Source organism: Aquimarina sp. MMG016, assembly GCF_018100805.1.
In the GTDB taxonomy this organism is placed as follows: domain Bacteria; phylum Bacteroidota; class Bacteroidia; order Flavobacteriales; family Flavobacteriaceae; genus Aquimarina.
Genome location: NZ_JAGJEA010000007.1, coordinates 154483 through 178291, shown reverse-complemented (window position 1 = coordinate 178291; position 23809 = coordinate 154483). Strand labels below are relative to the sequence as shown.

Genomic DNA, 23809 nt, shown 5'->3' with positions numbered 1-23809 from the left:
ATCTTCACATAAAAAATATATGTAATTTTGGCACTTCAAAAACTAAGCCATAGTTTTACAAAAATAGGATTTAAACCATTGCAAACAAGGGTACGTCACATACTTTATTCACTAAGTTTTTCACTGCTTTGTATTTATCAAATTACAGCGCAAGAAACTAACAAGACTACCGAATTACCTATTCAGGCGGAAAAAGATTCTGTTACTAAAACACAATTAACCGTTAAAGACTCTCTGAATATCAACCCAGAACAACTTCTTGGTGAAAAATTACAGGATACCACAAAAAAAGATAGCGTAGATACGCAATCTAGTTTTCTTACTGATAATGTAAAGTACAAGTCAACAGATTATATGCGGCTGAGTCGCAAAGAGAATAAAATGTATCTCTACGATGAAGCTGAAGTTATCTATGGAGATATTCAGCTTAATGCAGGTTTAATTATTTTGGACAACAATAAAAATGAAGTCTACGCATACGGTATAAAGGATTCGTTAGGAGAATATACTCAGACACCTGTCTTTAAACAGGCACAGAATGTGGTCGAACCTGATTCTATTCGTTTTAATTTTGATACGGAAAAGGCATTAATCTACAACTCCAGAACTGAACAAAGCGGTTTTAAAATCAAAAATGAAGTTTCTAAAAGGGTTAATGATTCGGTAATTTTCATGAAAAATGTAAGGTTTACTACTTCAGAAAATGTCGATGATCCTGAATATTATTTCTATGCCAGACGGATCAAATTTGTACCCAAGAAGAAAATTGTTACCGGACTAGTTAATATGTACATCGCAGATGTACCTACTCCACTGGGATTACCTTTTGGATATTTTCCTATGACTGAAGATAGAACCTCTGGGTTTATTATCCCTAGTTATGGTGATGAACGTCAACGAGGATATTTTCTACAGAATGGTGGGTACTATTTTGCTATAAGCGATTATGTTGATTTAACAGTTCTGGGAGATTACTACACTAATGGTAGTTACGTTTTATCACTAGAATCAGCTTATGCACTAAGGTATCGATATAGAGGTAATCTACGATTTAGGTTTGAAAATAACTTGACTAGTGAACGAGGTTTTCCAGATTTTGCAAGAACTACAACGTACAACATCCAGTGGACTCATAATCAAGATGCAAAAGCTAATCCTAATTCACGATTTTCGGCTTCTGTAAACTTTGGTAGTAGTAATTTCTTTAGAGAGTCTACAAACCAACAAAATACAGGTAATTTCCTGAACAACCAGATTAGTTCATCTATATCATATTCAAAAACTTTTCCCGGAGATCCTCAGGTGAACTTCAGTGCAGCTGCTAATCACGACTCTAATGTCAATACGGGAGTAGTCAATATGACATTACCAAATGTTAACGCTAGCGTTTCCAGAATTTTTCCTTTTGCTCCAAAAGTAGGTGTTAAAAAAGGTATTATTCAGAATATTAATACCCAGTATAATGTTACAGGTAGAAATAGTATCGTAACAAATGATGACGATCTTTTTACCGGAGATATGTTTAATGACTCTAGAATTGGTATACAACATAGTATTCCTGTGAGCACTAATTTTAAAATCTTTAAATACTTAAGTGCTACTATGGGTACTAACTATCAAGAAAATTGGGTTTTCGAAACTGTGAAACAAAGTTATGACGAAACTCTTAATGATGGTGCCGGTGGAGTACGAAGAGATACGATAGCAGGTTTTGATTCTTTTAGAACATATAATTTTTCCACTAGTTTGGGAACAACAGTATATGGAACTTTTAACTTTAAGAAAGATGGTAAAATCCAAGCTATCAGACATACGATGCGCCCATCTATAAATTATAGTATAAACCCCGCGTTTGATCAATTTTATGATACTTATACAATACCTGATGATCCTAATACTACTGACATCAATGAAGAGGAAGTTGTAGAATACACAAGATTTCAAGGTAGTTTAGTTGGACAACCGGGTAATACTTTTTCTAGTAGTATAGGTTTCTCATTAAGTAATAATCTTGAAGCCAAGGTAAAAAGCAGAGATACCACAGCCACAGAACCCAAGAAAATTACATTATTAAATAATTTCTCGCTCTCCACAGCTTATAATCTTGCCGGAGATTCTCTAAAATTAAGTCCAGTTTCGGTTCGGGGAAATATTCCTATTGTAGAAGGTAAATTGGATATTAACTTTTCGGCTCAATTAGACCCCTATGCCTTAGATAACAATAACCGAAAAATTGATGTTTGGAATATTGATAATGGAGGGAGTTTGTTTCGTTTAACACAAGCCGGAGCCAACTTTGGATACTCTTTCTCTAGTAAAGACTTTGAAAAAGGAGAAGTCAACGAAGACCCTTTGGATAATCAAAATTTCAGGAACGAAGGAAGACCTGATAACCTATTTGGAGGAGATACAGATTTTGGTAACGCCAGGTCCTTTGTAGATAAAGACAAGGGCAAGGAGAAAAAGGATGTAAAAAATTATAATTACAAAATTCCTTGGTCACTACGATTAGCTTATAATGTACGATACAGCAATAGTGCAAGACAGAATGAGATCTCTGCACATTCGGTTAATTTTAGTGGTGATATAGAATTGGCGCCCAAATGGACAGTTGGAGTTTCATCAGGGTATGATTTTAAGAATAAAGGCTTTTCTGCTACTAATTTTAGGTTTCAGAGAGACTTAGATAGTTGGCGAATGAGCTTTTTCTGGATACCTTTTGGAACGAGGACTTCCTGGAATTTCTTTATCGGTATCAAATCATCCGTACTTAGCGATATCAAGTATGATAAGAGACGCCAACCTGATAGACAGCTATAATGGGTTTGAGGTTTAAGGTTTGACCCTTCGACATGCTCAGGGTATAGGTTTGAGGAATCTAATAATTAGTTCACAAAATAAACAATAACACTTTACACATCATGAAAAAAATAATCACTACCAAAAATGCCCCTGCTCCTATTGGACCGTATAGCCAAGCAATTCTAAATGGTAATACTTTGTATACATCAGGGCAAATTGCTATTAACCCTGAGAATGGAGAGCTGGTATTAGATGATATCAAAACCGAATCCGAACAGGTGATGAAAAACCTAAAAGGTATTCTAGACGAAGTAGAAATGACTTTTGAAAATGTAATCAAAACCACTATTTTTCTTAGTGATATGAATAATTTTTCTCAGGTAAACGAAGTTTATGGAAGCTATTTTAATGAAGAAACGGCTCCTGCCCGAGAAACTGTTGCTGTCGCTGCTCTTCCAAAATTTGTGAACGTAGAAATATCAGTAATAGCGGTAAAGTAAATCTAGGAATAAACAAAAATTAGAACCCTACAGATATTTCTTATAAAACTAATCCTGTTTTATAAGAGATCTTTTATATTTAATATACTTTTATTCGACCTTACAAAACCACATGTCATGATTTACAGAACAAACCTTAAGCTATTATGGCTTTTGTTGGCTACTATTCATTTTATGAGTTGTCAACAAAAAGAAACTAATATTCAAACTACAGTTTATTCTCCATCAAAAAATATTTCAGTTGATTTTTCTTTATTGGAAGATGGATCTCCATATTATGTTGTGAAACATAAAACAACCAAAGTAATAGACACATCAAAAATTGGTTTTACACTTAAAAACGAAGCACCTTTAGAAAAAGGTTTTAAAATTATTGGCTCAACTTTAGTAACCGAAGATGAAAACTGGGAAATGCCATGGGGAGAGCAACGATCTGTTAGAAACCATTATAATGAAGTTACTATCCAGCTTCAGGAAGAGCAAGCACCTAACCGTTTGTTAACGCTATATTTCAGAGCATATAATGACGGGGTAGCATATCGATATGAATTTCCGGAACAGAAAAATCTAAACGAAGTAATCATACTTGACGAAAATAGTCAATTCAACCTTACTGGAGATCATAAAACTTGGTGGATACCCGGGGATTGGGATATTTACGAACATCTGTATACCGAATCGAATTTTACCGAAATCGATGCTCTTGCCAAAAGAGGTCATAAAGCGCTAGCACAAACCAGCATTCCTGAAAACGCTGTAAATACTCCAGTTACGATGCGAACTGCTGATGGTTTGCATCTAAGTTTTCACGAGGCAAACCTAACCGATTATTCAGGAATGACATTAAAAATTGATAAGAATAAGCTAATGATGACTAGTGAATTAGTCGGTTCTGATCGATCAGGGTACAAAGTAAAACGTGAATTACCGTTCAAAACTCCATGGAGAACAATTCAGATTAGTAATGATGCTGCAGGATTGATCGAATCTAATCTTATCGTCAACCTTAATGAGCCTAATAAACTAGGTGATACATCTTGGTTTACTCCTATGAAATATGTAGGTATTTGGTGGGAAATGCACTTAGATAAATCCAGTTGGGATCTAAAAAGTGGTAAACATGGAGCAACAACAGAAAACACCAAGGCACATATTGATTTTGCTGCCGAAAATAATATCGGAGGAGTACTCGTAGAAGGTTGGAATACTGGATGGGAACATTGGATCGGTTTTGAAGACCGTGAAGGTGTATTTGATTTTGTAACCCCATACCCTGACTACAACCTACAAGAAGTAGCTCAATATGCAAAGGATAAAAATGTACAGATCATTATGCATCACGAGACTTCTGCAGCACCAAGAACCTATGATAAACGAATGGATACTGCGTATGCTTTGATGAATAAACTGGACATACGCTCTGTAAAGACCGGATATGTTGGTAAGATTATTCCAAAAGGTGAATATCACCACGGGCAGTGGATGGTAAACCACTATCGCAGGGCATTGGAAACAGCAGCAAAGTATAATGTAGCGATTAATGCACACGAACCAATAAAACCTACAGGAATTCGTCGTACCTATCCCAATGCAATTTCGCGAGAAGGTTTGAGAGGACAGGAGTTTAATGCTTGGGCACCAGACGGTGGTAACCCACCTGATCATCTTCCTACAGTTGCTTTTACCAGAATGCTGGCAGGACCGATTGATTTTACACCGGGAGTGTTTAACATCAAACTAAAACCCTATAAGCCTGATAATCAAATCAACACCACTCTAGCCCATCAGTTAGGATTGTATGTTGTTATCTATAGTCCTATACAGATGGCTTGCGATTTATTAGAGCATTATAATGAGCAACCTGCTTTCCAATTTATAAAAGATGTAGGGGTTGATTGGGAACAAACCAAAGTACTAAATGGAGAAGTTGGTGATTTTGTTACTATTGCTCGACAAGAACGTAAAACGGGAAATTGGTTTGTAGGAGCAATAACCGATGAAAACCAAAGAGATATTAAGCTCAATTTTGATTTCCTGGAACCGGAAAAAGAATATGAAGCTAAAATTTATAAAGATGGTTCTAATGCACATTGGAATGATAATCCAACTAGTATTGATATTGAAACTAAAGTAATAAACAGCACATCAAAAGAAACCATTATGCTCGCTCCAGGAGGTGGTTTGGCAATAAGTCTTATACCAAAAAAATAATTTCTATTTTCTATAAATTAAAAACGTAAGTTTCTATATCCAACTGGAGCTTGCGTTTTTTTGTTTCCAATCTCAATTACACAACAACCTCAACCTTCGATCTTATAGTAAAATCAATACTTCACAAAGATTTTTAATTTTTGGCACAGCAATTGTTTATATACTAAACAAGAAATAGAATATTAATTTAAAACTTATAGATATGAAAACTTTTACATTTACATTCAGGTTAGATTTTACATCGATTAAGAACTTTTTAAAAGAATTACCATCATCTTCTGCTTACGCAATTCACAGGTAGAAAGATGAGTAGTAATTCATATAGTAATCGGAAATAAAAAGCGAGGTTGTTGGATCTCGCTTTTTTTATGCTCTATACTTAACTAAACATTATCAAATAATTTCTCAGGATCATTTTTCCAAAATCAACCAACATTAAAAAACATCAATAAAAACAACACTTTACAAAGGTTTTTATTTTTTGGCACGGCAATTGATTATATACTAAGCAAGAAATAAATAAAAACTTAAAATCACACAGATATGAAAACTTTTACATTTACATTTAGACTAAACGTTATAGGAATAATGAACTTTATAAAAGAATTGCCAGCATCTTCTGCCTATGCGATCCATAGATAAGCAATGATGAGCAATTGTGGTTGGGGTAAAAGCGAGACTTGATGGTCTCGCTTTTTTATATATAAACACGATTCATTATGATATGATCATTTTATTCTATAGTTATGTCTTTTTCTTTAGGGAATCTTCCGGTAACCAACCATCCTCCAAAATCTTCTGAAACGGCTAATAGCAAAGTATTTTTTCCTTTTTTCAGATCCAGATATATTGCATCAAATAATCCTATAGTTCCTAAATACCGATAATCTCTCGAACGCCATCTATTATTTCCTTTATAAATTGCTTTGTTATTAAAAATAGCTACTACCCGATCACTATATCCAAACTCAAAAAGTTGTAACTGATCCTTATCTGACATAATAGTAATTTTTGCAAAAACCGTGTTTCCAGGAGTATTATCTCTTAACACTACTTGTCTAGCTATATTTGCTGCTATGCCTTCTTCTATTTTAATTCTCTTTTCCCATTTTCTAGAATTGATTAATGATTTTAACAGTTCTTGATCATCTAATAATTTTTCTTCGAACTTATCAGAAACTTCCCATTCTGAAATCAAACCTTCTATTGGTTTTCTCTCTGTAAGTTTAAAGTCTATAATTTCATATGAATTTTTATCGATTTTAAAATTTGCATAATGCATCGCTGATGCTCCACCGCCACCAATGGCAATTTCTCCTTCTTGTGGATCATGAACCAAATCCCAAGACAAATTAGGTTTATCAGCATAATCTAGATATATCTGTGCTTTGCGACCATTGACAACCAATTTTATATGAGTCCAACCTTTATAATTGTAGTCATAAGGAAAAGAGTATCTCGGACCAAAATACAACTGCCACGGAGTGATACCATTAATTACCGGAGCAGCTTGATTACTATCTGGTTTATTAGGTAAATGTGCTCGGATATAAAAAGATTCCATATTATTCCTATCGACTGCTCTAAACCGAACTCCAGGAAACCCTTGTCTTTCAGTAAGGTACACATCAAATTCTATAGTACCATTTTTGAACTTAGTATCCTTAAGAAATGCCAAACCACGCTGAATATAAATAGCATCCTTCCCTTTATAATTTTCTATCATATATGACTGAGCATTTATCTCCCAATGCAAAGTATCCAGCGGAATGATATTTTGGGCATTTATTTTTTGAAAACAAAATATGCTTAAAAGTATATAACTGACTAGTCGGATCATAATATTCGTTTTTTGATTTCACTCAAAGTTCTATTATATTATGTATTAACACAAAACAAGTTGGTTCAATTCGATTCAATGTTGTTCAAGTCGTAATTTTTGATGAATTTTGTTCTTAGTTATGAATACATATCCGGAACATAAATTAGTACAACAATGTATACTCGAAATTGAAGTAAAACTTGATTGGGGAGATGCCAAACTATGGCATAATGATGTGTTTATAGAGTTAAGCCAAATTATACAACAACAAACTCAGGTATTATTAAGCCCTACTACCTTAAAACGTGTCTGGGGTAGGGTAACCTATAACAATACTCCAAGTATTAGTACGCTAAATACGCTCTCTCAATTTGCTGGATATGATAACTGGAGAGACTTTAAAAACAAAAATGAAGTAAAAAAACCTTCCTGGATAGAAAAAAGAGTATTACAACATACAGGGATTATCATCACAGCTGCAGCTTTTATGACACTTGTGTTTATTTCTTTTTACTCAATGATTGGATCTGGAAAAAACAAAATTGAAGCGATTGATTTATCCAAAGTAACTTTTAATAGTCGCCCTATTACCGATGGCTTGCCAAATTCTGTAATTTTTGATTTTGATTTAAAAGGCATACAATCAGATAGTACATACATCCAACAGTATTGGGATATTACCAAAACAATTAAGATAAAACCTTCTCAAAAGCAAGCTACAGGTATTTATTATTTTCCTGGTTATTTTGGCGCAAAACTTTTGGTAGATGGAAAAGTTATAAAAGAACATGATTTGTTCATTACCTCTAATGATTGGATAGGAACTGTAGATTACCAACCTGTTCCAAAATATGTGCAGAGTAGAGATATACAGACTGGCAATTTATCTATGCCCTCTGCAATACTGGAAGAGATTACTTCTCTTTCAGATCCGGTTGTATCTACTTTTCATTTGGTTAAAGATTTTAACGAAGTAGCTGGTGATCACATTTCGATAAAAACAACTTTACGCAATGTATACAGAGATAAATGGGCGGTCTGTCAGAAATTAAAAATTGTAGTTTTAGGTACAGAGGGTGTATTAGTAGTACCTTTTTCTATTCCTGGATGCGTTTCTGACATCAATCTGATGCTTAACGACAGGTATTATAGAGGTAAAGAACATGATCTTTCTGCCTTTGGGGTGGACCTTTCTGAATTTAAAACTGTCGATATACGTGTCAACAAAAAGATTGTAACTATTTTTATAAATGATCAGGAAATATATTCTGGCAGCTATAATAGATCTATAGGAAATTTGGTCGGAATACGGTATAAGTTTCTTGGTGCTGGGGAGGTGAAATATCTAAATATTAAAAATGAATCTAACGAAAATATAATTCTACAAGAGGATTTTAACATAAATAATAATCTCTAGCATTAATAATCATCCAATTATAATGCTTTTAATAACAGCTCAGCTGTAGCTGGATTAGTAGCTAAGGGAACATTATGTACATCGCATAATCTCATTAGCATAGAAATATCAGGTTCGTGCGGATGTTTAGCCATTGGATCTCTAAAGAAAATAACCATATCTACTTTTTTCTCTGCAACATCAGAAGCAATCTGTGCATCCCCTCCCAAAGGGCCAGATAAATATGGAGAAACTTCGAACCCTGCTCTTTTAGCTTTTTCTCCAGTAGTTCCTGTGGATACAAGTCGAATACTTTTAGAATGTAATACTTTTGAGTTTTCGTTCAGAAATTGAACCATTTCTGCTTTTTTCCCATCGTGGGCAATAATTGCTATTGTCATATTAATTTATGGTTTATTACCTCTTAGGTTTATGGTTAACAAAACTGTTAATTCATGATTTGTCCTTAACCTATGTAGAAAGAATATCCGAAATACGTAGCAATTCTTTATTAATACTATGATCGTCTTTTAAACCCACCTCAAAACTAGTGGCGGTCACTTTATTATTAATGAGTCCAACCATAACATTTTTTTCTCCATCTAATAATAATTCAACTGCCTTGACACAAAGCCTACTAGCCAACGTTCTATCAAAACAAGAAGGAGTTCCTCCTCTCTGCATATGTCCTAATACTGTCACCTTTACTTCATAGTCAGGAAGGTTTTTGGTTACATAATCTGCTAATTCATATACATTTTTACCTGTTTTATCGCCTTCACTAACAACCACGATACTGGAAGATTTTCCTGAACGTTTACTACGTTTTAATGATTCTAACAGGCGTTCTAATCCCAAATCTTCTTCTGGAATCAGAATTTCTTCTGCTCCGGCACCCACTCCACTATTCAGTGCAATAAACCCAGCATCACGCCCCATAACCTCAATAAAAAATAAACGATCATGAGAACTTGCTGTATCACGAATCTTATCTATCGCATCAATAACAGTATTTAATGCGGTGTCATAACCAATAGTATAATTAGTTCCTGCAATATCATTATCAATGGTCCCCGGAACACCAATTACCGGAATACCATGTTCTTCATAAAAAAGTTTACCTCCTCTAAATGTTCCATCACCACCGATCAGAATCATTGCATCTACTCCAACTTCTTTAAGATGTTCTGCTGCTTTTTGACGACCTTCTATTGTTCTAAACTCATCTGATCTTGCAGATTTTAGGATCGTTCCACCTCTGCTAATAATATTCCTTACACTTCTGGCGTTCATTACACAATAATCCCCTTCAATCATCCCCTGATAGCCTCTATAAAATCCAATACATTTTACATTATAGTACGCACAAGCACGTGCCACAGCGCGAATAGCTGCATTCATACCTGGAGAGTCTCCTCCTGAAGTCATTACACCAATCGTAGTAATTTCCTTTGCCATAGAATTTCTTTTATTATAACTTCTATAATGTAACTTATAGAATTATATTAGGTTTTCTTGTTGTTAAAAGCAAAACTATATTGAAAATAAATCCAAAAATTTCAGCTACTTATTCTTTTCTGTAAAGTTAATAAAATCAGGTGTCTCCATTTGAAGAGTATCTTTAAGTTTTACTATAGAATCCTGCTCTTTTTTCTTTTTCTTAAAAATCTTTGTCCACAACTCATTAAAATTATCAAAATCAACAGAATAAGACAGTCCTAATCCCTGAGTATACCCTAGGTTTTCTCCACCAATAATCTGAATATCATTTTCGCGATTAAATATTTTTCCTCTTAAGGAGCCATCCTCGTTAAATAAATACTCTATCTCTACATCTCCAACTATAACAGATTCACTAACCCCTCCTACTGGCACACCAACACGTCCATTAATCAAAATTCGATTATTAATTTGGGTAGATACTGTAACCCCAAACCGATCTGCAGCTTCTTCATCTAATGCTCTATCACCTTGCACATAATTTAATCCCACTTGAAATTTATCATCACTATCCGAAAAAATACTACTTACCAAATTTGAAGCTCGCTCAGCTACCAAACTACCCGTAATATTATTAATATTATTAGCATTTAGGTTACCACTATAAAATTGTCCCTGAGATAATAAGGAGAGTGCTTGTAATTCTTTTGCTGTCTGATCATCAAGTTGATATTCTATTTCACTCTTCACTACAGAGCTCAGGTTAGGAAACTCTACATTAAAATTAACATCCGGTTGTACTAACTCTCCCTGAAGATCAACTACTACTTCTACAGGAACTTTTCGATTGATACTTGGGTTTTCTAAAAGAACAGCTGGATTAGCCTCTGTTTTATATACTGCACTAAGATCTAATACTGCTCTGGTTGGACTGCCATCCCAGACAATTGTTCCTCCTTCTCGAACACTAAATAACTTTTCTACAAAAGCACCATACCGAAAATTATATGTTCCTTCATATGCTACAAAGTCACCCCACATATTAAATTTCCCATTGGTATTGATTTCAATCAACAAATTTCCTGCACCTCTTCCTTTAAGGGAACTACCAGTTTTTTTATCAACTACTATTTCTACCTCTGCATTATTATTTACATCCAAATCGAAATTAAGTTCTAAACCTTTAATATCATCCAGTATAATTTCTTTTCCATCAAGACGTGCTTGTTTTTCTTCGGGACTAAGAAAATGGATGTAAGAATTATCACCAATAGATTCTGTCTCATTTAGTGGAATCTTAAATGTAGTACCTTTTTCTGTGACTGCATTTACATCTATAACCAATTCATCAGTTGGGCCTTTTATTGTAGCTTCTCCACTAATAAATCCTGTACCATAATATAAAGACTCTTCATCTTCCTCAGTATCCAAAACCAATAAACGATCGGGTGCCAAAAGCTCTAATCCTAACTCCCATTTAGAAAATCGTCTATGTGCAATATACCCTCCTAATTTACCCTTAGTCTTATACTTAGTGTCAATGATATTAAAGTAATCAAAGTTAAAACGTTGCTTTTCGAGAATAACTTTTGCATTTTCTTCAAAATCCATGTCAACATTAAGATATGGAATATTAAGCCCCGCTCGATTTAACCTCATCACTCCATCCATAGATGGATTTTTATAGCTTCCGCTAACTTTTGCTTCACCAGAAACCATTCCTCTCAGGTCTGAAATTACTATTCCTCCTAGAGGACTAAATGCTGACATATCCAATTTATCCAAATTGACATCGACATCAATCTTTGAACTAGTTTCTGAGACGTCAATAGTACCTATCGCAGAAAGTGTTTTTTGATCTTTATTATTAACCAACCTAGTATTTACACTATACTGTGTAAGGGATTCATTTCCGGCAGCATTAAGCCTTAATTCTCCCATTGTCAAATCATTAATTGATAAATCATTAATAACTATTGTAGAACTGGGAAAATATCTACCCTCATCCTGAAAAACAGCTAGATCCCCTTCTACTCTTCCTCCTAAAAGTAGACTATCTATACTTGGTGTTATTTTGTTGAGATCTACATCCTTAAACGTTGCTTTTATATCTTTATAATCACTCCCTCGGGTTATTCCGCTAATACTTATTTCTTCTCCTTCGTGATTAAGGATAATGGATTTTATATCTATACTTTGAAATTTATTATCGAAGATAATTTTATTCTTATCCTTACTTTTTTCCTTATTAGCAAACCATTGATAACCTTTAAAAGTAAAATCTGATTTTCGTAACCCTATCACTGAATTATTATCCTCATTAATGGTGTGATATAGTTCTAGGTTAAAATCATCAACATTATTCTTTCCTCCTTTAAACTCTGACCTCATAAACAATGTATCCTTAAGTGTTACATTGATTAAACTAAATTCTGAAACGTCATAGTATTTAGAATCTATACTATCAATTGCTACATACGTATTAAAAAGTGGATTTTTATTATCAACTTGTATATCTACATCTTGCATTCTATTATCAAATGCTTTGATCAAAGGTGATTTAAATGTCAGTTTAAACTCAGAATCATTACTTTCTACTTTTCCTTTTATAAAGGTATTAGGTGCAAACTGAACATCAGGAAAGAAAACATCAACAATCTTATTATAGATATTGAAATTAAATTCCATGAATTCATTGTCCGTAATTTCCAAGGGTTCAAAATTAGCATATAGACTTCCTATTGAGTTACGGAAAAGGTCATACACGTTTTCAAATCTAAAAACCCCTTTTACATTACCTTCAATAATATCAGGACTATTTATGGTAATTGTGCGCACATTATCTTCATCAAAACTAGAAACGATGTCAAAATCTTCAAAATAGTAACCGGCGTTTTGATTGGTATACAGTGTTTTCTTGAAGGAAATGGTACCAAAGGCATCATTAAGCCCAGTACCTTTCATTTTCATTAACACATCACCATTAAATACTGATACACTATCTCTTGTAAAAATATTGAGCTTATTTAAATCTATATGATCTACATTAGCAGTAAAATCATAATTATTGATTTCCTCAGATAAATCAGCTACTCCATTAAAAACAAATTTTACATTAGGATCATAAGAAGTTAGTTTTCCATCGAAAACATTATCTCTTAGATTACCAACCGCCTTCAGTCCAGAATAAGAATAGTTATTAAACTCTAAAGAATTAATATCTCCTTCGATCTGTGTATCCAAACTTGCTAAGGTAAAACCACTACCATCTACATGAATATCAAATGCAGAAGTTCCTAATGACTTTTTGCCCAACAGTTGCCCAATATTAAAACTGCTGGAGATTATATTTCCATTATATGTAGAAGCCCCAATATCATTTAATTTATCTAATAGTACAAAAGCATTAATCTTACCTAATTGAGAATATAGATCTACATCCAGATCTACCGTCTGGGTCGTTACAATAGCATTACCAACTGTTTTTACATTCCCGAATTGATATAGTTGTTTTGGCAACGTATTTCCTAAAACTCTTGGTAACAAATTAATGAGATCATAATAATTGCTCGTTAGGTTTGTAAAATCTCCTTCGAGTTTAAACTTAGAGGCATCTGAAACTACATTCTGAATACGCATATCTCCTCTAACAAATGATCTATCTAACCCCTTGATATCTGCATTGATAACCTTAAAATCATTAAGAGTACCTTTCACCATTGTGTTTTTTAACTTTAGGTCCAGATTATGGCCAAACTCTTTATAAAATGGAATTAAATCATTTGTAGAAACGGTTGCATTGGTAAAATCCGCCGAAATATTAACTTTATTTTCAAAATCAGATAAGCCTCCACGATCAAAAGTAAATATGATTTCGCCCTCGATATCAGAATCAGGAGTAGTAATCTCCAGCTCCTGAAAAAGCATTTCTTCCGGCTTAATTGAAAAACAAGTTTTGAGTTTAGAAATATTTAATCCCCTATCACTATTAAAGGATAAAGCATCTATATTGATGTAAATATCTTCACCATCAACCATGAGGCTTTCTGCTTCCAATGCCACATTTCTGTAGATAATTACGTTAGGATTGTTTAAATTTTCATCGATATAACTATACTTACTATTTTTCATAGTAATAAACTCTGTAGTAAGTATAAATTTTTGGTTAGAAGAAGAAGTATTATTTGAATTAAACTTTCGTATAAAAATCATTAGGTTGTCACTACTTTCACCTTTATACATTTTCATGTCAAAGGTGAGATCTTCTATCGATACATTTCCTAATTCAGGACGACCTTTAGAAATTTCTCTTATATTATGTAAAGATGTTGCTATACTTGAAGCATATAATAGTGTATCTTGGTGATGATCTTTTACAAAAACTTCTTTGAGATTTACATCTCCAGAATATGTCAATCCAATCTTACCTATTATAATATCTGTACCGTATTTTTCGTTAAGGTGATTTGTAGCTTTTTTACCCACAAAAGTTTGGATACCGGGAATAGAAAACAATATCACCAAGAATATAAATAGTGATATTAGGACAAGTATTGTCCTAAACAATATTTTCCTAAGTTTTCTGATACGTTTTATTGTTTTAACTTTGTTGACAATATTAACAATTTCTATGCCCTTTTCCTCATAATGGAGAAACAAAATATATATATCTTAGGCATTGAGTCTTCCTGCGATGACACATCTGCTGCTATATTATGCAACGGTAAAGTTTTATCAAATGTTGTAGCCTCTCAAAAAATACACGAATTATATGGTGGAGTAGTTCCGGAACTTGCTTCCAGAGCGCACCAACAAAACATTGTTCCCGTAATTGATCAAGCCATTAAACAAGCTGGAATTACTAAGGAAGATCTAAGCGGTATTGCTTTTACCAGAGGTCCCGGATTGATGGGTTCTCTGCTTGTAGGAACATCATTTGCTAAATCATTAGCTCTAGCGCTTGATATTCCTTTAATTGAAGTAAATCATATGCAAGCTCACATCTTAGCTCATTTTATTGAGGAAGAAGAATACGCTATACCAGAATTTCCTTTCCTGGCAATGACTATTAGTGGCGGGCATACTCAAATCGTACAGGTGAATGATTATTTTGATATGGAAATCATTGGCGAAACGATTGATGATGCTGTAGGCGAAGCTTTTGATAAAAGTGCTAAAATTCTGGGTCTGCCTTATCCGGGAGGTCCGCTTATTGATAAACATGCGCAATTAGGTAACCCTAAGGCTTTTCCTTTTCCTAAACCCAAAGTTGGAGAACTTAATTTTAGCTTTAGCGGACTGAAAACCGCTGTATTATATTTTGTTCAGAAACAAGTAAAAGAGAATCCAAATTTTGTAGCAGAAAACTTAAACGATATTTGTGCCTCGTTACAATATACTATCATTAATATTCTCATTGATAAGCTAAAAAAAGCCTCTAAAAAAACTGGAATCAAAAGTATTGCAATTGGTGGAGGGGTTTCTGCTAATTCAGGTATTCGTAAAGCATTGAAGGATGGTGAACAAAAATACGGTTGGAAAACTTTTGTACCTAAATTCGAATACACCACGGATAATGCTGCAATGATCGGTATTGTTGGGTATCTGAAATATCTGAAAAAAGATTTTACTGATATGAGTATTACCGCTAAAGCCCGAATTAAATTCTAATGCAACTTTTTTATAACAATACACTTACTGAAAATAGTAACGAAATAAAATTTTCTCGAGAAGAAAGTAAGCATATCGCTAAGGTTCTTCGTAAAAAAGAAGGAGACAAACTATACATCACCAATGGTTTAGGATTCTTATTTCATGCCAATATTACTTTTTCTAACCCCACACAGTGTATTGCCCAAATTAATCACATAGAAAAACAACAACCTAAAACATATCGATTACATCTGGCTGTAGCACCAACCAAAATGAATGACCGTTATGAATGGTTTCTTGAAAAAGCTACAGAAATAGGTATCGATGAAATCACACCAATTATTTGTGAACATAGTGAGCGAAAAGTAATAAAACAAGAACGTTTTGAACGTATTCTACAGAGTGCTATGAAACAATCGCTTCAGTGTTATTTACCAAAATTCAACCCTGCTATTGACCTTTCTGATTTTATAAAGCAAAAAAATGAAGGACAATTACTTATTGCTCATTGCGAAGAGACTCATAAACAATCTCTTAAAGATATTCTAAAACTACAGTCCAATACGATCATTCTAATCGGTCCGGAAGGTGATTTTTCTTCTAAAGAAATTGAACTGGCATTATCGAATCATTATACGCCTGTAACGTTAGGTGAAACCAGATTACGCACAGAAACCGCAGCAATTGTTGCTGTGCATAGTGTTGCTTTTATGAATTCTTAAAGTATTGATACTACTTAAATCAATACCTTTACAACAATACCATTAAAACATATTATGATGTTAAAGACTATTTTTAGCTTTATTTCTATAGTATTGTTGCTTTCTAACTGTTCCTGCAATAATAACAACAATAATACTCCTACTCCAATAATAGATCAGAATACGATTAGTACAATTCAATTTATTGACGAATTTGTGATCCCGGACCAGGAGATCGACAATGTACTAATTGGAGGGTTATCAGGGGTTGATTATAAAAATGGAAAATGGTATTTAATATGTGACACTTCTACTCCTCCAATACGATATTATGAAGCTAATATTACTTATACCAAAGATGGTTTTCAGAATGTAGAAATTAACAAAATGATCGAGATCAAAGATAACTCCGGGATTTCGTTAGTTCAAGGCATAGTAGATCCTGAATCGATTAGATATGATTCTGATACAGGAAATATTTTATATACGAGCGAAGGCTCTATTAATAATGGTGTAGATCCTGCTTTAATTGAAATCTCTGCTCAGGGGAACCAAATTAAAAGTTTTACATTACCAGATTACTTCAAAGCCAATACTACTGATGATTTATCCGGCCCAAGACATAATGGAGTTTTTGAAGGACTATCTCTAAGTTCAGACAATAACGGATATTGGATTTCGACAGAATTACCTCTGATTGAGGATGGACCAGAACCAACACTTACTGATACTGAATCACCTGTTAGAGTTACATTGATCAACAAAGCATCTGGTATTGCAGAACGACAATTTGCATATGAATTAGACCCAGTGGCTCGCGAACCTGCTTTGGGAACCGATTTTTCAGTAAATGGTTTGGTAGAGATATTAGCATACGATACTAATAAATTCTTAGCTGTTGAACGTTCTTTTTCGTCAGGATATATTGATGGAGGAAATACAGTGAAGATTTATAAGGTTGATGCAACAAACGCCACCAACACATTATCATTAACATCTCTTTCTAATGCTACATATATCAAAGCTACAAAGACTTTACTATTTAATTTTGAAACTATTCGAAGTCAATTAACTAATAATACTGTTGATAACATTGAAGGAATTACCTTTGGACCCAAACTACAAGATGGGAGTCGCACACTTGTTATGATATCAGATAATAACTTTAATTCTTTCTTTCCACAATACAATCAATTGATTGCTCTTAAAGTTATTCCTTAATAACAAAACCTATTCTAAAGTGGTCAATACTGATTTTAGATCTACATAATGTATATCTCCAGGAGGACGAATACCTTCCTCCTGTTCCGGAACAATTCCAGGCCGTTCTGATGTAAAAAACAATATCTTATCATCTTTACTTAGTGCCGGAGCAAAATCTGCATAAGATGAGTTAACCTTTGACCCTAGATTGATAAGTTCTGACCATTGACCTTTTTGATTCCACGATACAAATAAATCAGGAGCACCATTACCTTCAGGATCACGAGCGGCAACAATAAGAAATTTTTCATCAGAAGAAATACAAGGATTACTAGCGTAGATAGGTTTTCCATTTAACTTAAGTACCACTTTTTCTACAGTTTGATACTCTCCGTTTTTGAATTTGCTAACCACTATCCCTCTTTCTCCATCCCTTTCAGACACAAAGTATGCATTCTTACTTTTCGAAATCGTTACAAAAATATCTGTAGAGTCAGAATTGAATGGAGCTCCAGGGTTCACCGGATCTGACCATTTCCCTTTAACTTTATCTACATACCAGGTATTAAAGACTCTTTTATCATTATTATTACCCAGTGGCCTGTTGGAACTAAAGTATAATCTTTTATTATCTAGGGTTAAGAAAGGATCCACATCTCGATATTCTCCAGTTGAAAACGGAAGTGTTTTAGCTTCTGACCAGACATCATCCTGATTTTCAGAATACATAATCTTCATACTGGAACGGTCTTTAGAAGTACGATTAAAGTAGGCTTTGGTCTGATCCGTGTTAAATGTTATTGCAAACTCCGGTGCTTCTGTAGAAACTTTTCCTTTACCCCAAAGTTCTGCTCTAATCGGTGCGTTTGATTTTTCTTTACAAGAAATAATAAATAAAAGGACAACCGGAAAAATATTAATTCTCATTTTAAATTATATTAGATAGTTATACAATCTCGTATACATAGTTACAAAACGTATGAATATCTAAAATTAGCCTGAAACTACTTCTTAAGAAAATCACAAGATTACACTATACAACAAATCTCGATATGAATCATCTTTTAACTGTTTTTAATGTAACTACTTAAACCATCTGTACAATACATAAGTAAAGTGGCATCCCTAATGTGATATTAAATGGAAAAGTGATTGCTAACGCCATCGGAAGGTAAAGACTGGGGTTTGCTTTTGGAGCTGCTAACCGCATTGCAGCAGGTACTGCAATATAGGATGCACTGGCAGCCAAAATTGCTAACAAAAATCGATTACCCATACTATCAGTAAAAGTAGAACTAATAGCTGCTACCAAACATCCATTAATAACAGGTATTATAATTGAGAACAAGAATGCAAACCATCCTTTTTTAAGAAAAGCAGATAGCTTCTTACCACTGGTAATACCCATATCTAATAAAAACACTGCCAAAAATCCTTTAAAAATATCAGTCGTAAATGGTTTTATACCCTGAGCTTGTTGTTCACTAGCTAAAAAACCTACTACTAGACTACCTAATATTAGCAGAACACTACCATTGGTTACAGAATGTTTTAGGACCTTGCCCATAGCACTTTTATTATTTTTTTCTTTACTATAGATAGACATCAGTAATACACCAATAATAATAGAAGGAGCCTCCATTAATGCCATAGTTGCCACCATATGTCCTCCAAAAGGAATTTGTTCCATTTCTAAAAAAGAAATAGCAGTTACAAAAGTTACTGCACTTACAGAGCCATAAGCAGCCGCAATGGCACCCGAGTTAGGAATACTAAACTTTCTTCTTAATAAATAATAAGTATATAACGGAATTATGATAGCAAGAAAAATACCAAATAACAATGTCCAAACAATCTCTATATTCAAATCACTATGAGATAGCTCTTGCCCTCCTTTGAAACCAATGGAGAGCAAGAGATATAAAGAAATAAATTTTGAAGAATTTGGAGGAATCTCTAAGTCGCTTTTTAGCTGAACGGCTATTATACCAAGAAAGAAAAATAAAAGCGCGGGGTTTGTTAGGTTATCTACCAACAAGTGTAAATCCATAAAGTGGTCGTTGAATTAAATATACTAGTGATGTTCTTATTTTTATCTTTCAAAAGTTATCTCCAGTATTCCATTAATTCTCACGTTAAAACCTTCTTCTCTGGCATTGGTTATGAACTCCTTTGCTATTCTCTTTTCAACATATAATTCTTTTATCCTACTATCGTCATAGGTGGTATTAATACCTTCTTCTCCCTCACATAAACTTAACCGTTGTAGTTTATGAAAATTCACTTTTTCCTCAATTAATGCAGATACTATATCCTGCGCTTCTGATGGTGTAAATTTACCTTCTACCAATTGAATCTTTTGCTTAACTTCAGTTGTAATCATTATTATAGTTTTTAAGTTATTATATATTAGAAATTACTTCGAAAAATAATCCGGAGACTTTATATCATTATTCATCTTTATAATTATAAGACATGAGATGATGAAAGATGAAATCAAAATCTCAGTCATAAAAAGGCTATTATTTAAAAAGGATAATGTGATAAGTGAAATGAGGAACAGAAAACCAAAAACAGGATATACTATTAATTTGATACTTTTCTTTTTCTTATTTCTGATTTTTGAAAGTTCACTTTTTTCATTCTCAGAAATAAACACCTCTTGTTCTACTCTTATTTGTGCTTCTGCGACGTTTGACATAATTGTTCTTTTTATGTTTACTCAGCAAAATTGAAACATTTAAATCATTAATTTTTATTTATATTTATTATGAAATACATAAAAACAAATAATACATCATGTTCTTTAGTTAAAAACAAAACCCCTTAAACAACTCTTAAACAGATGTTTAATCATTATAAATTAAGAGGTTTTTAATTCATATTTAGACTAAAATAAGTTCAATAAAAAGGTAGATTTTTGATTTTAGAAGAGGTATAATATTAAATATTGATATCTGATTTGAAGATTCAAAACCCAGAAATTACTATTTATAATCTATATCGAGAAGCTCCTGTAGTTTTTAAATCTGTATCCTGAGTATAGGTAATAATTGAGAGTTGATCTGAATCTTCAATCCAGTCAGGAATTTTAATAGACACTTCTCCATAATCTTGTTGAGTTACAATTCGGTTTGCTACTATATTTGTATTCTTCAGCATTCTGTTTCTGTTTTCACCTCTGGATATATCAGTAATACGTTCAGAAACTACCAAAGCCAATGTAATTCTATCAAAATCTCCTCCTTGTACCTTATAATCCAACTGAATCATTACATTCGTTTTCTTTATATTTTGTAACAAAATTGTATTTGAGGGTTTTGATTGCGAATATTGCTCCAACGCAGCAGTAACTTTATACTCATTAGATCCTGTAAAATGTTCTCTACCGTTTACTACCAATTGAGGAGTATAAATGGATCTACTATTGAATTGCTGGGCATATTCTCTTTGATAGTCACTAAACATCGAATTGCTAAAAGGATCTCTCCAACCTAAACGATTCCAATAATCTACGTGGTATGACAAAACATATACATCTTGATTCTCATTATTATATTTAATGCGGTCTAGTAGTTCATCTGCCGGAGGACAACTACTACAACCTTGAGAAGTAAACAATTCTAACACTATAATTGAATTGTCCCCTTGCTGTGCGCTGAGGTTTGCCGAAATTAATAGCGTTAATAGTATTAAAAGCTTATCCACCATCTGTTTTATTTTAGTACATTTAGACTTTATTTTAGACGTTTATTATGAATAAACTTACGTACCTGACGCTCTTTTTATCCATATCTATATATGCTCAGGATATTGCTATCTTACAATATAAAGGAGGTGGAGACTGGTATAGTAATCCAACCGCATTACCAAATTTGATTAAATTTTGTAATCAAAACATTAATACAGCTATCAACAGGAAACCGGTAACCGTAACACCGCAAAGTGTGGATATATTTCAGTATCCATATGTTCATATGACGGGTCACGGTAATGTTTTTTTTACAGAAGAGGATGCTGAGAACCTTAGAAACTATTTATTAAGCGGTGGGTTTATTCACATCGATGATAATTATGGAATGGAACCCTACGTTAGAAAAGAACTTGTTAAAGTATTTCCTGATAAAAAATTAGAGGAATTAACCAGTTCTCATCCTATTTTTTCTTCGAAATATAATTTCCCGCAAGGGTTACCAAAAATTCACGAACACGATGGTAAACGCCCTCAGGCTTTAGGAATTTCTCATGAAGGAAGGTTGATACTACTGTTTACCTTTGAAAGCGACCTTGGAGATGGTTGGGAAAACCCTGAAGTTCATAACGATCCTGAAGAAGTTCGCTTAAAAGCTTTAAAAATGGGTGCTAATATTATCAAATACGCTTTTGAAAATTAATGAGTGAGCAGCTTCATCATCATAATACAACCTTTATTAAAAAACAATTTCCAATTACGCTGATATGTGACAACGTAAGTTCACCTGCCAATATTGGTAGTATTTTCAGAATTGCTGATACTTTCGGAATTGAAGAAATTATTTTTTGTGGAGAAGATATTACCGTAGTTAGTAAACGAATGCAACGTACCGCGAGAGCAACTCACGAAATAGTTCCTTATCAACAGATAGATGATATTTTAGTGACTGTACAAGAGTATATTAAAAAAGGGTATACAATGCTGGCATTGGAAATAACAGGAAACAGCATTCCTATTTCAGGATATTTACAAAAATCTGAAGAAAAAATCGCTTTAATCATAGGTGAAGAGAATTTAGGAGTTTCTAAAGAAGTTCTGAAACTGGTAAAACAATCATTACACATCAATATGTATGGAACTAATAGCAGTATGAATGTTGCTACCGCTACCGGAATTGCTTTATATGAAATCACTAAGCAATGGCTAGATGCCAGTCAAAATAGTTCTTTGTAACTTTGAGTCTTTGTTTCTTTGAAACTTTTAAATTATGAGTTCTAAAACAATCGCATATGGTATTCTGAGAGCAGTAGCCGTTATTATAGGTGTTCTTGGATTACTATGGTTTTTATACAAAATACAATCTGTACTTATCTACATCGCTTTTGCAAGTATAATTTCTTTAATGGGAAGACCTTTGGTATCATTTCTGAAAAGAAAGCTAAAGTTCGGAAATACCCTAGCAGTAATGTTTGCACTGGTCATTGTGATTGGTTTATTTATGAGCATATTTATGCTGTTTGTACCTATCATTAGCGAACAAGGACAACTAATTGGAGAAATTGACATTAATCAGGTTGGGGATGATTTTGATCGATTAAACCAGGAGGTTAGTGATTATTTTAATGTAGAGAAACTCAATTTTGTAGAGCTCATTAAACAAACAGATCTCATGCAATTTTTTGATTTAAAAGCAATTCCGAATGCTATTAATTCTTTTTTAAGTGGTTTTGGGGCAGTCTTGATTGGGCTTTTTTCAGTGTTATTTATTTCTTTCTTTTTACTAAAGGATAGTCAACTTCTGGAAAACAGTATGTTAGTTTTTGCAAAAAAAGAGGATGAAAACAAGTTCATGAGAGCCTTCTCCAAAATCAAAGACTTATTATCTCGTTATTTTGTGGGACTCTTATTGCAGATAACTATCTTATTTGTCTTATACACTATTCTATTATTGATTTTTGGTGTTCATAACGCTATCGCTGTTGCATTAATCGCTGCGATTTTAAATTTGATTCCTTATATCGGACCTTTATTTGGTGGTCTTTTTGTACTGATACTGACCTTAACCAGTAATCTAGGTTTTGATTTTCAATCGGTTATTTTGCCAAAAATGACCTATGTTTTAATTGGGTATCTAATAATTCAATTAATTGATAATTTTTTAAATCAACCTCTGATTTTTGGAAATAGTGTAAAGTCTCATCCTTTAGAAATCTTTCTTGCCATTCTTATTTTTGGATTACTATTTGGTATTGGGGGATTAATCGTTGCAGTACCTTTTTATACAGCAATTAAGGTGATTGCACAGGAGTTTTTATCAGAGTACAAGATCGTAAAGAAACTGACCAAAGATTTGTAACTCTAAAGAGTTATTATATTTATCAAACCAAA

The 23809-nt window shown here is 33.4% G+C and carries 19 protein-coding genes; 10 read left to right on the top strand and 9 right to left on the bottom strand.

The genetic code is table 11. From position 1 onward, the window contains the following. Positions 1–27 precede the first annotated feature (27 nt). The 3 genes from J8M14_RS15015 (at position 28) to J8M14_RS15005 (ending at position 5513) form a co-directional block, all read left to right on the top strand. Complete coding sequence (locus J8M14_RS15015; protein WP_211075623.1) at positions 28–2820, top strand: putative LPS assembly protein LptD; 2793 nt, start codon at positions 28–30, stop codon at positions 2818–2820. Positions 2821–2921: 101 nt separating this feature from the next. Continuing rightward, the gene (locus tag J8M14_RS15010; RefSeq protein ID WP_211075622.1) at positions 2922–3302 is read left to right on the top strand and encodes a RidA family protein; all 381 of its coding nucleotides are present in this window, start codon (positions 2922–2924) and stop codon (positions 3300–3302) included. 117 nt (positions 3303–3419) lie between these two features. Next, entirely contained in the window at positions 3420–5513 is a 2094-nt protein-coding gene (locus J8M14_RS15005; RefSeq protein WP_211075621.1) for a glycoside hydrolase family 97 protein, read from the top strand. Positions 5514–6246: 733 nt separating this feature from the next. On the opposite strand, the gene J8M14_RS15000 is transcribed toward J8M14_RS15005, so the two are convergent. Further along, positions 6247–7353 (bottom strand): hypothetical protein, encoded by a 1107-nt coding sequence (locus tag J8M14_RS15000; protein WP_211075620.1) that lies wholly within the window; start codon positions 7351–7353, stop codon positions 6247–6249. 121 nt (positions 7354–7474) lie between these two features. On the opposite strand from J8M14_RS15000, the gene J8M14_RS14995 reads away from it, so the two are divergent. After that, positions 7475–8752, top strand: a complete 1278-nt coding sequence (locus J8M14_RS14995; RefSeq protein WP_211075619.1) for a hypothetical protein — start codon at positions 7475–7477, stop codon at positions 8750–8752. Between the two features lie 17 nt (positions 8753–8769). On the opposite strand, the gene J8M14_RS14990 is transcribed toward J8M14_RS14995, so the two are convergent. The 3 genes from J8M14_RS14990 to J8M14_RS14980 form a co-directional block, all read right to left on the bottom strand. Beyond that, positions 8770–9132 carry a methylglyoxal synthase gene (locus J8M14_RS14990; protein ID WP_211075618.1) on the bottom strand — a complete coding sequence of 121 codons (363 nt, stop codon included), beginning with the start codon at positions 9130–9132 and terminating at the stop codon, positions 8770–8772. Positions 9133–9202: 70 nt separating this feature from the next. Further along, the gene (pfkA, locus tag J8M14_RS14985; protein ID WP_211075617.1) at positions 9203–10189 is read right to left on the bottom strand and encodes a 6-phosphofructokinase; all 987 of its coding nucleotides are present in this window, start codon (positions 10187–10189) and stop codon (positions 9203–9205) included. A 105-nt stretch (positions 10190–10294) separates the two neighbouring features. Next, a complete protein-coding gene (locus J8M14_RS14980) occupies positions 10295–14692 on the bottom strand; it encodes a translocation/assembly module TamB domain-containing protein (protein ID WP_348772850.1) in 4398 nt (1465 codons plus the stop codon). A 126-nt stretch (positions 14693–14818) separates the two neighbouring features. Here J8M14_RS14980 and tsaD point away from each other — a divergent pair, with 126 nt between their 5' ends. From tsaD to J8M14_RS14965, 3 genes are read left to right on the top strand one after another with little or no spacing between them, the layout of a single operon-like run. Further along, the gene (gene tsaD / locus J8M14_RS14975) at positions 14819–15841 is read left to right on the top strand and encodes a tRNA (adenosine(37)-N6)-threonylcarbamoyltransferase complex transferase subunit TsaD (protein WP_211075616.1); all 1023 of its coding nucleotides are present in this window, start codon (positions 14819–14821) and stop codon (positions 15839–15841) included. After that, the gene (locus J8M14_RS14970; protein ID WP_211075615.1) at positions 15841–16545 is read left to right on the top strand and encodes a 16S rRNA (uracil(1498)-N(3))-methyltransferase; all 705 of its coding nucleotides are present in this window, start codon (positions 15841–15843) and stop codon (positions 16543–16545) included. Before tsaD ends, J8M14_RS14970 begins: the two co-directional genes overlap by 1 nt. A 57-nt stretch (positions 16546–16602) precedes the next feature. Next, positions 16603–17745 carry an esterase-like activity of phytase family protein gene (locus J8M14_RS14965; protein WP_211075614.1) on the top strand — a complete coding sequence of 381 codons (1143 nt, stop codon included), beginning with the start codon at positions 16603–16605 and terminating at the stop codon, positions 17743–17745. 9 nt (positions 17746–17754) lie between these two features. On the opposite strand, the gene J8M14_RS14960 is transcribed toward J8M14_RS14965, so the two are convergent. The 5 genes from J8M14_RS14960 to J8M14_RS14940 all read right to left on the bottom strand — a co-directional run bounded on the left by J8M14_RS14960 (position 17755) and on the right by J8M14_RS14940 (position 21438). Beyond that, positions 17755–18654, bottom strand: a complete 900-nt coding sequence (locus J8M14_RS14960; RefSeq protein ID WP_211075613.1) for a PD40 domain-containing protein — start codon at positions 18652–18654, stop codon at positions 17755–17757. A 160-nt stretch (positions 18655–18814) separates the two neighbouring features. Further along, positions 18815–19777, bottom strand: a complete 963-nt coding sequence (locus J8M14_RS14955) for a sodium-dependent bicarbonate transport family permease (protein WP_211075612.1) — start codon at positions 19775–19777, stop codon at positions 18815–18817. Positions 19778–19819: 42 nt separating this feature from the next. After that, positions 19820–20110, bottom strand: a complete 291-nt coding sequence (locus J8M14_RS14950; protein ID WP_211075611.1) for a hypothetical protein — start codon at positions 20108–20110, stop codon at positions 19820–19822. 33 nt (positions 20111–20143) lie between these two features. After that, complete coding sequence (locus J8M14_RS14945; RefSeq protein WP_211075610.1) at positions 20144–20428, bottom strand: hypothetical protein; 285 nt, start codon at positions 20426–20428, stop codon at positions 20144–20146. A 290-nt stretch (positions 20429–20718) separates the two neighbouring features. Beyond that, positions 20719–21438: a DUF1223 domain-containing protein gene (locus tag J8M14_RS14940; RefSeq protein ID WP_211075609.1), complete on the bottom strand. Its 720-nt coding sequence runs from the start codon at positions 21436–21438 to the stop codon at positions 20719–20721. Positions 21439–21482: 44 nt separating this feature from the next. On the opposite strand from J8M14_RS14940, the gene J8M14_RS14935 reads away from it, so the two are divergent. From J8M14_RS14935 to J8M14_RS14925, 3 genes are read left to right on the top strand one after another with little or no spacing between them, the layout of a single operon-like run. After that, positions 21483–22121 (top strand): DUF4159 domain-containing protein, encoded by a 639-nt coding sequence (locus J8M14_RS14935; protein ID WP_211075608.1) that lies wholly within the window; start codon positions 21483–21485, stop codon positions 22119–22121. Beyond that, a complete protein-coding gene (locus tag J8M14_RS14930) occupies positions 22121–22654 on the top strand; it encodes a TrmH family RNA methyltransferase (protein ID WP_211075607.1) in 534 nt (177 codons plus the stop codon). Before J8M14_RS14935 ends, J8M14_RS14930 begins: the two co-directional genes overlap by 1 nt. 34 nt (positions 22655–22688) lie before the next feature. Further along, entirely contained in the window at positions 22689–23777 is a 1089-nt protein-coding gene (locus tag J8M14_RS14925; RefSeq protein WP_211075606.1) for an AI-2E family transporter, read from the top strand. Positions 23778–23809: the final 32 nt, after the last annotated feature.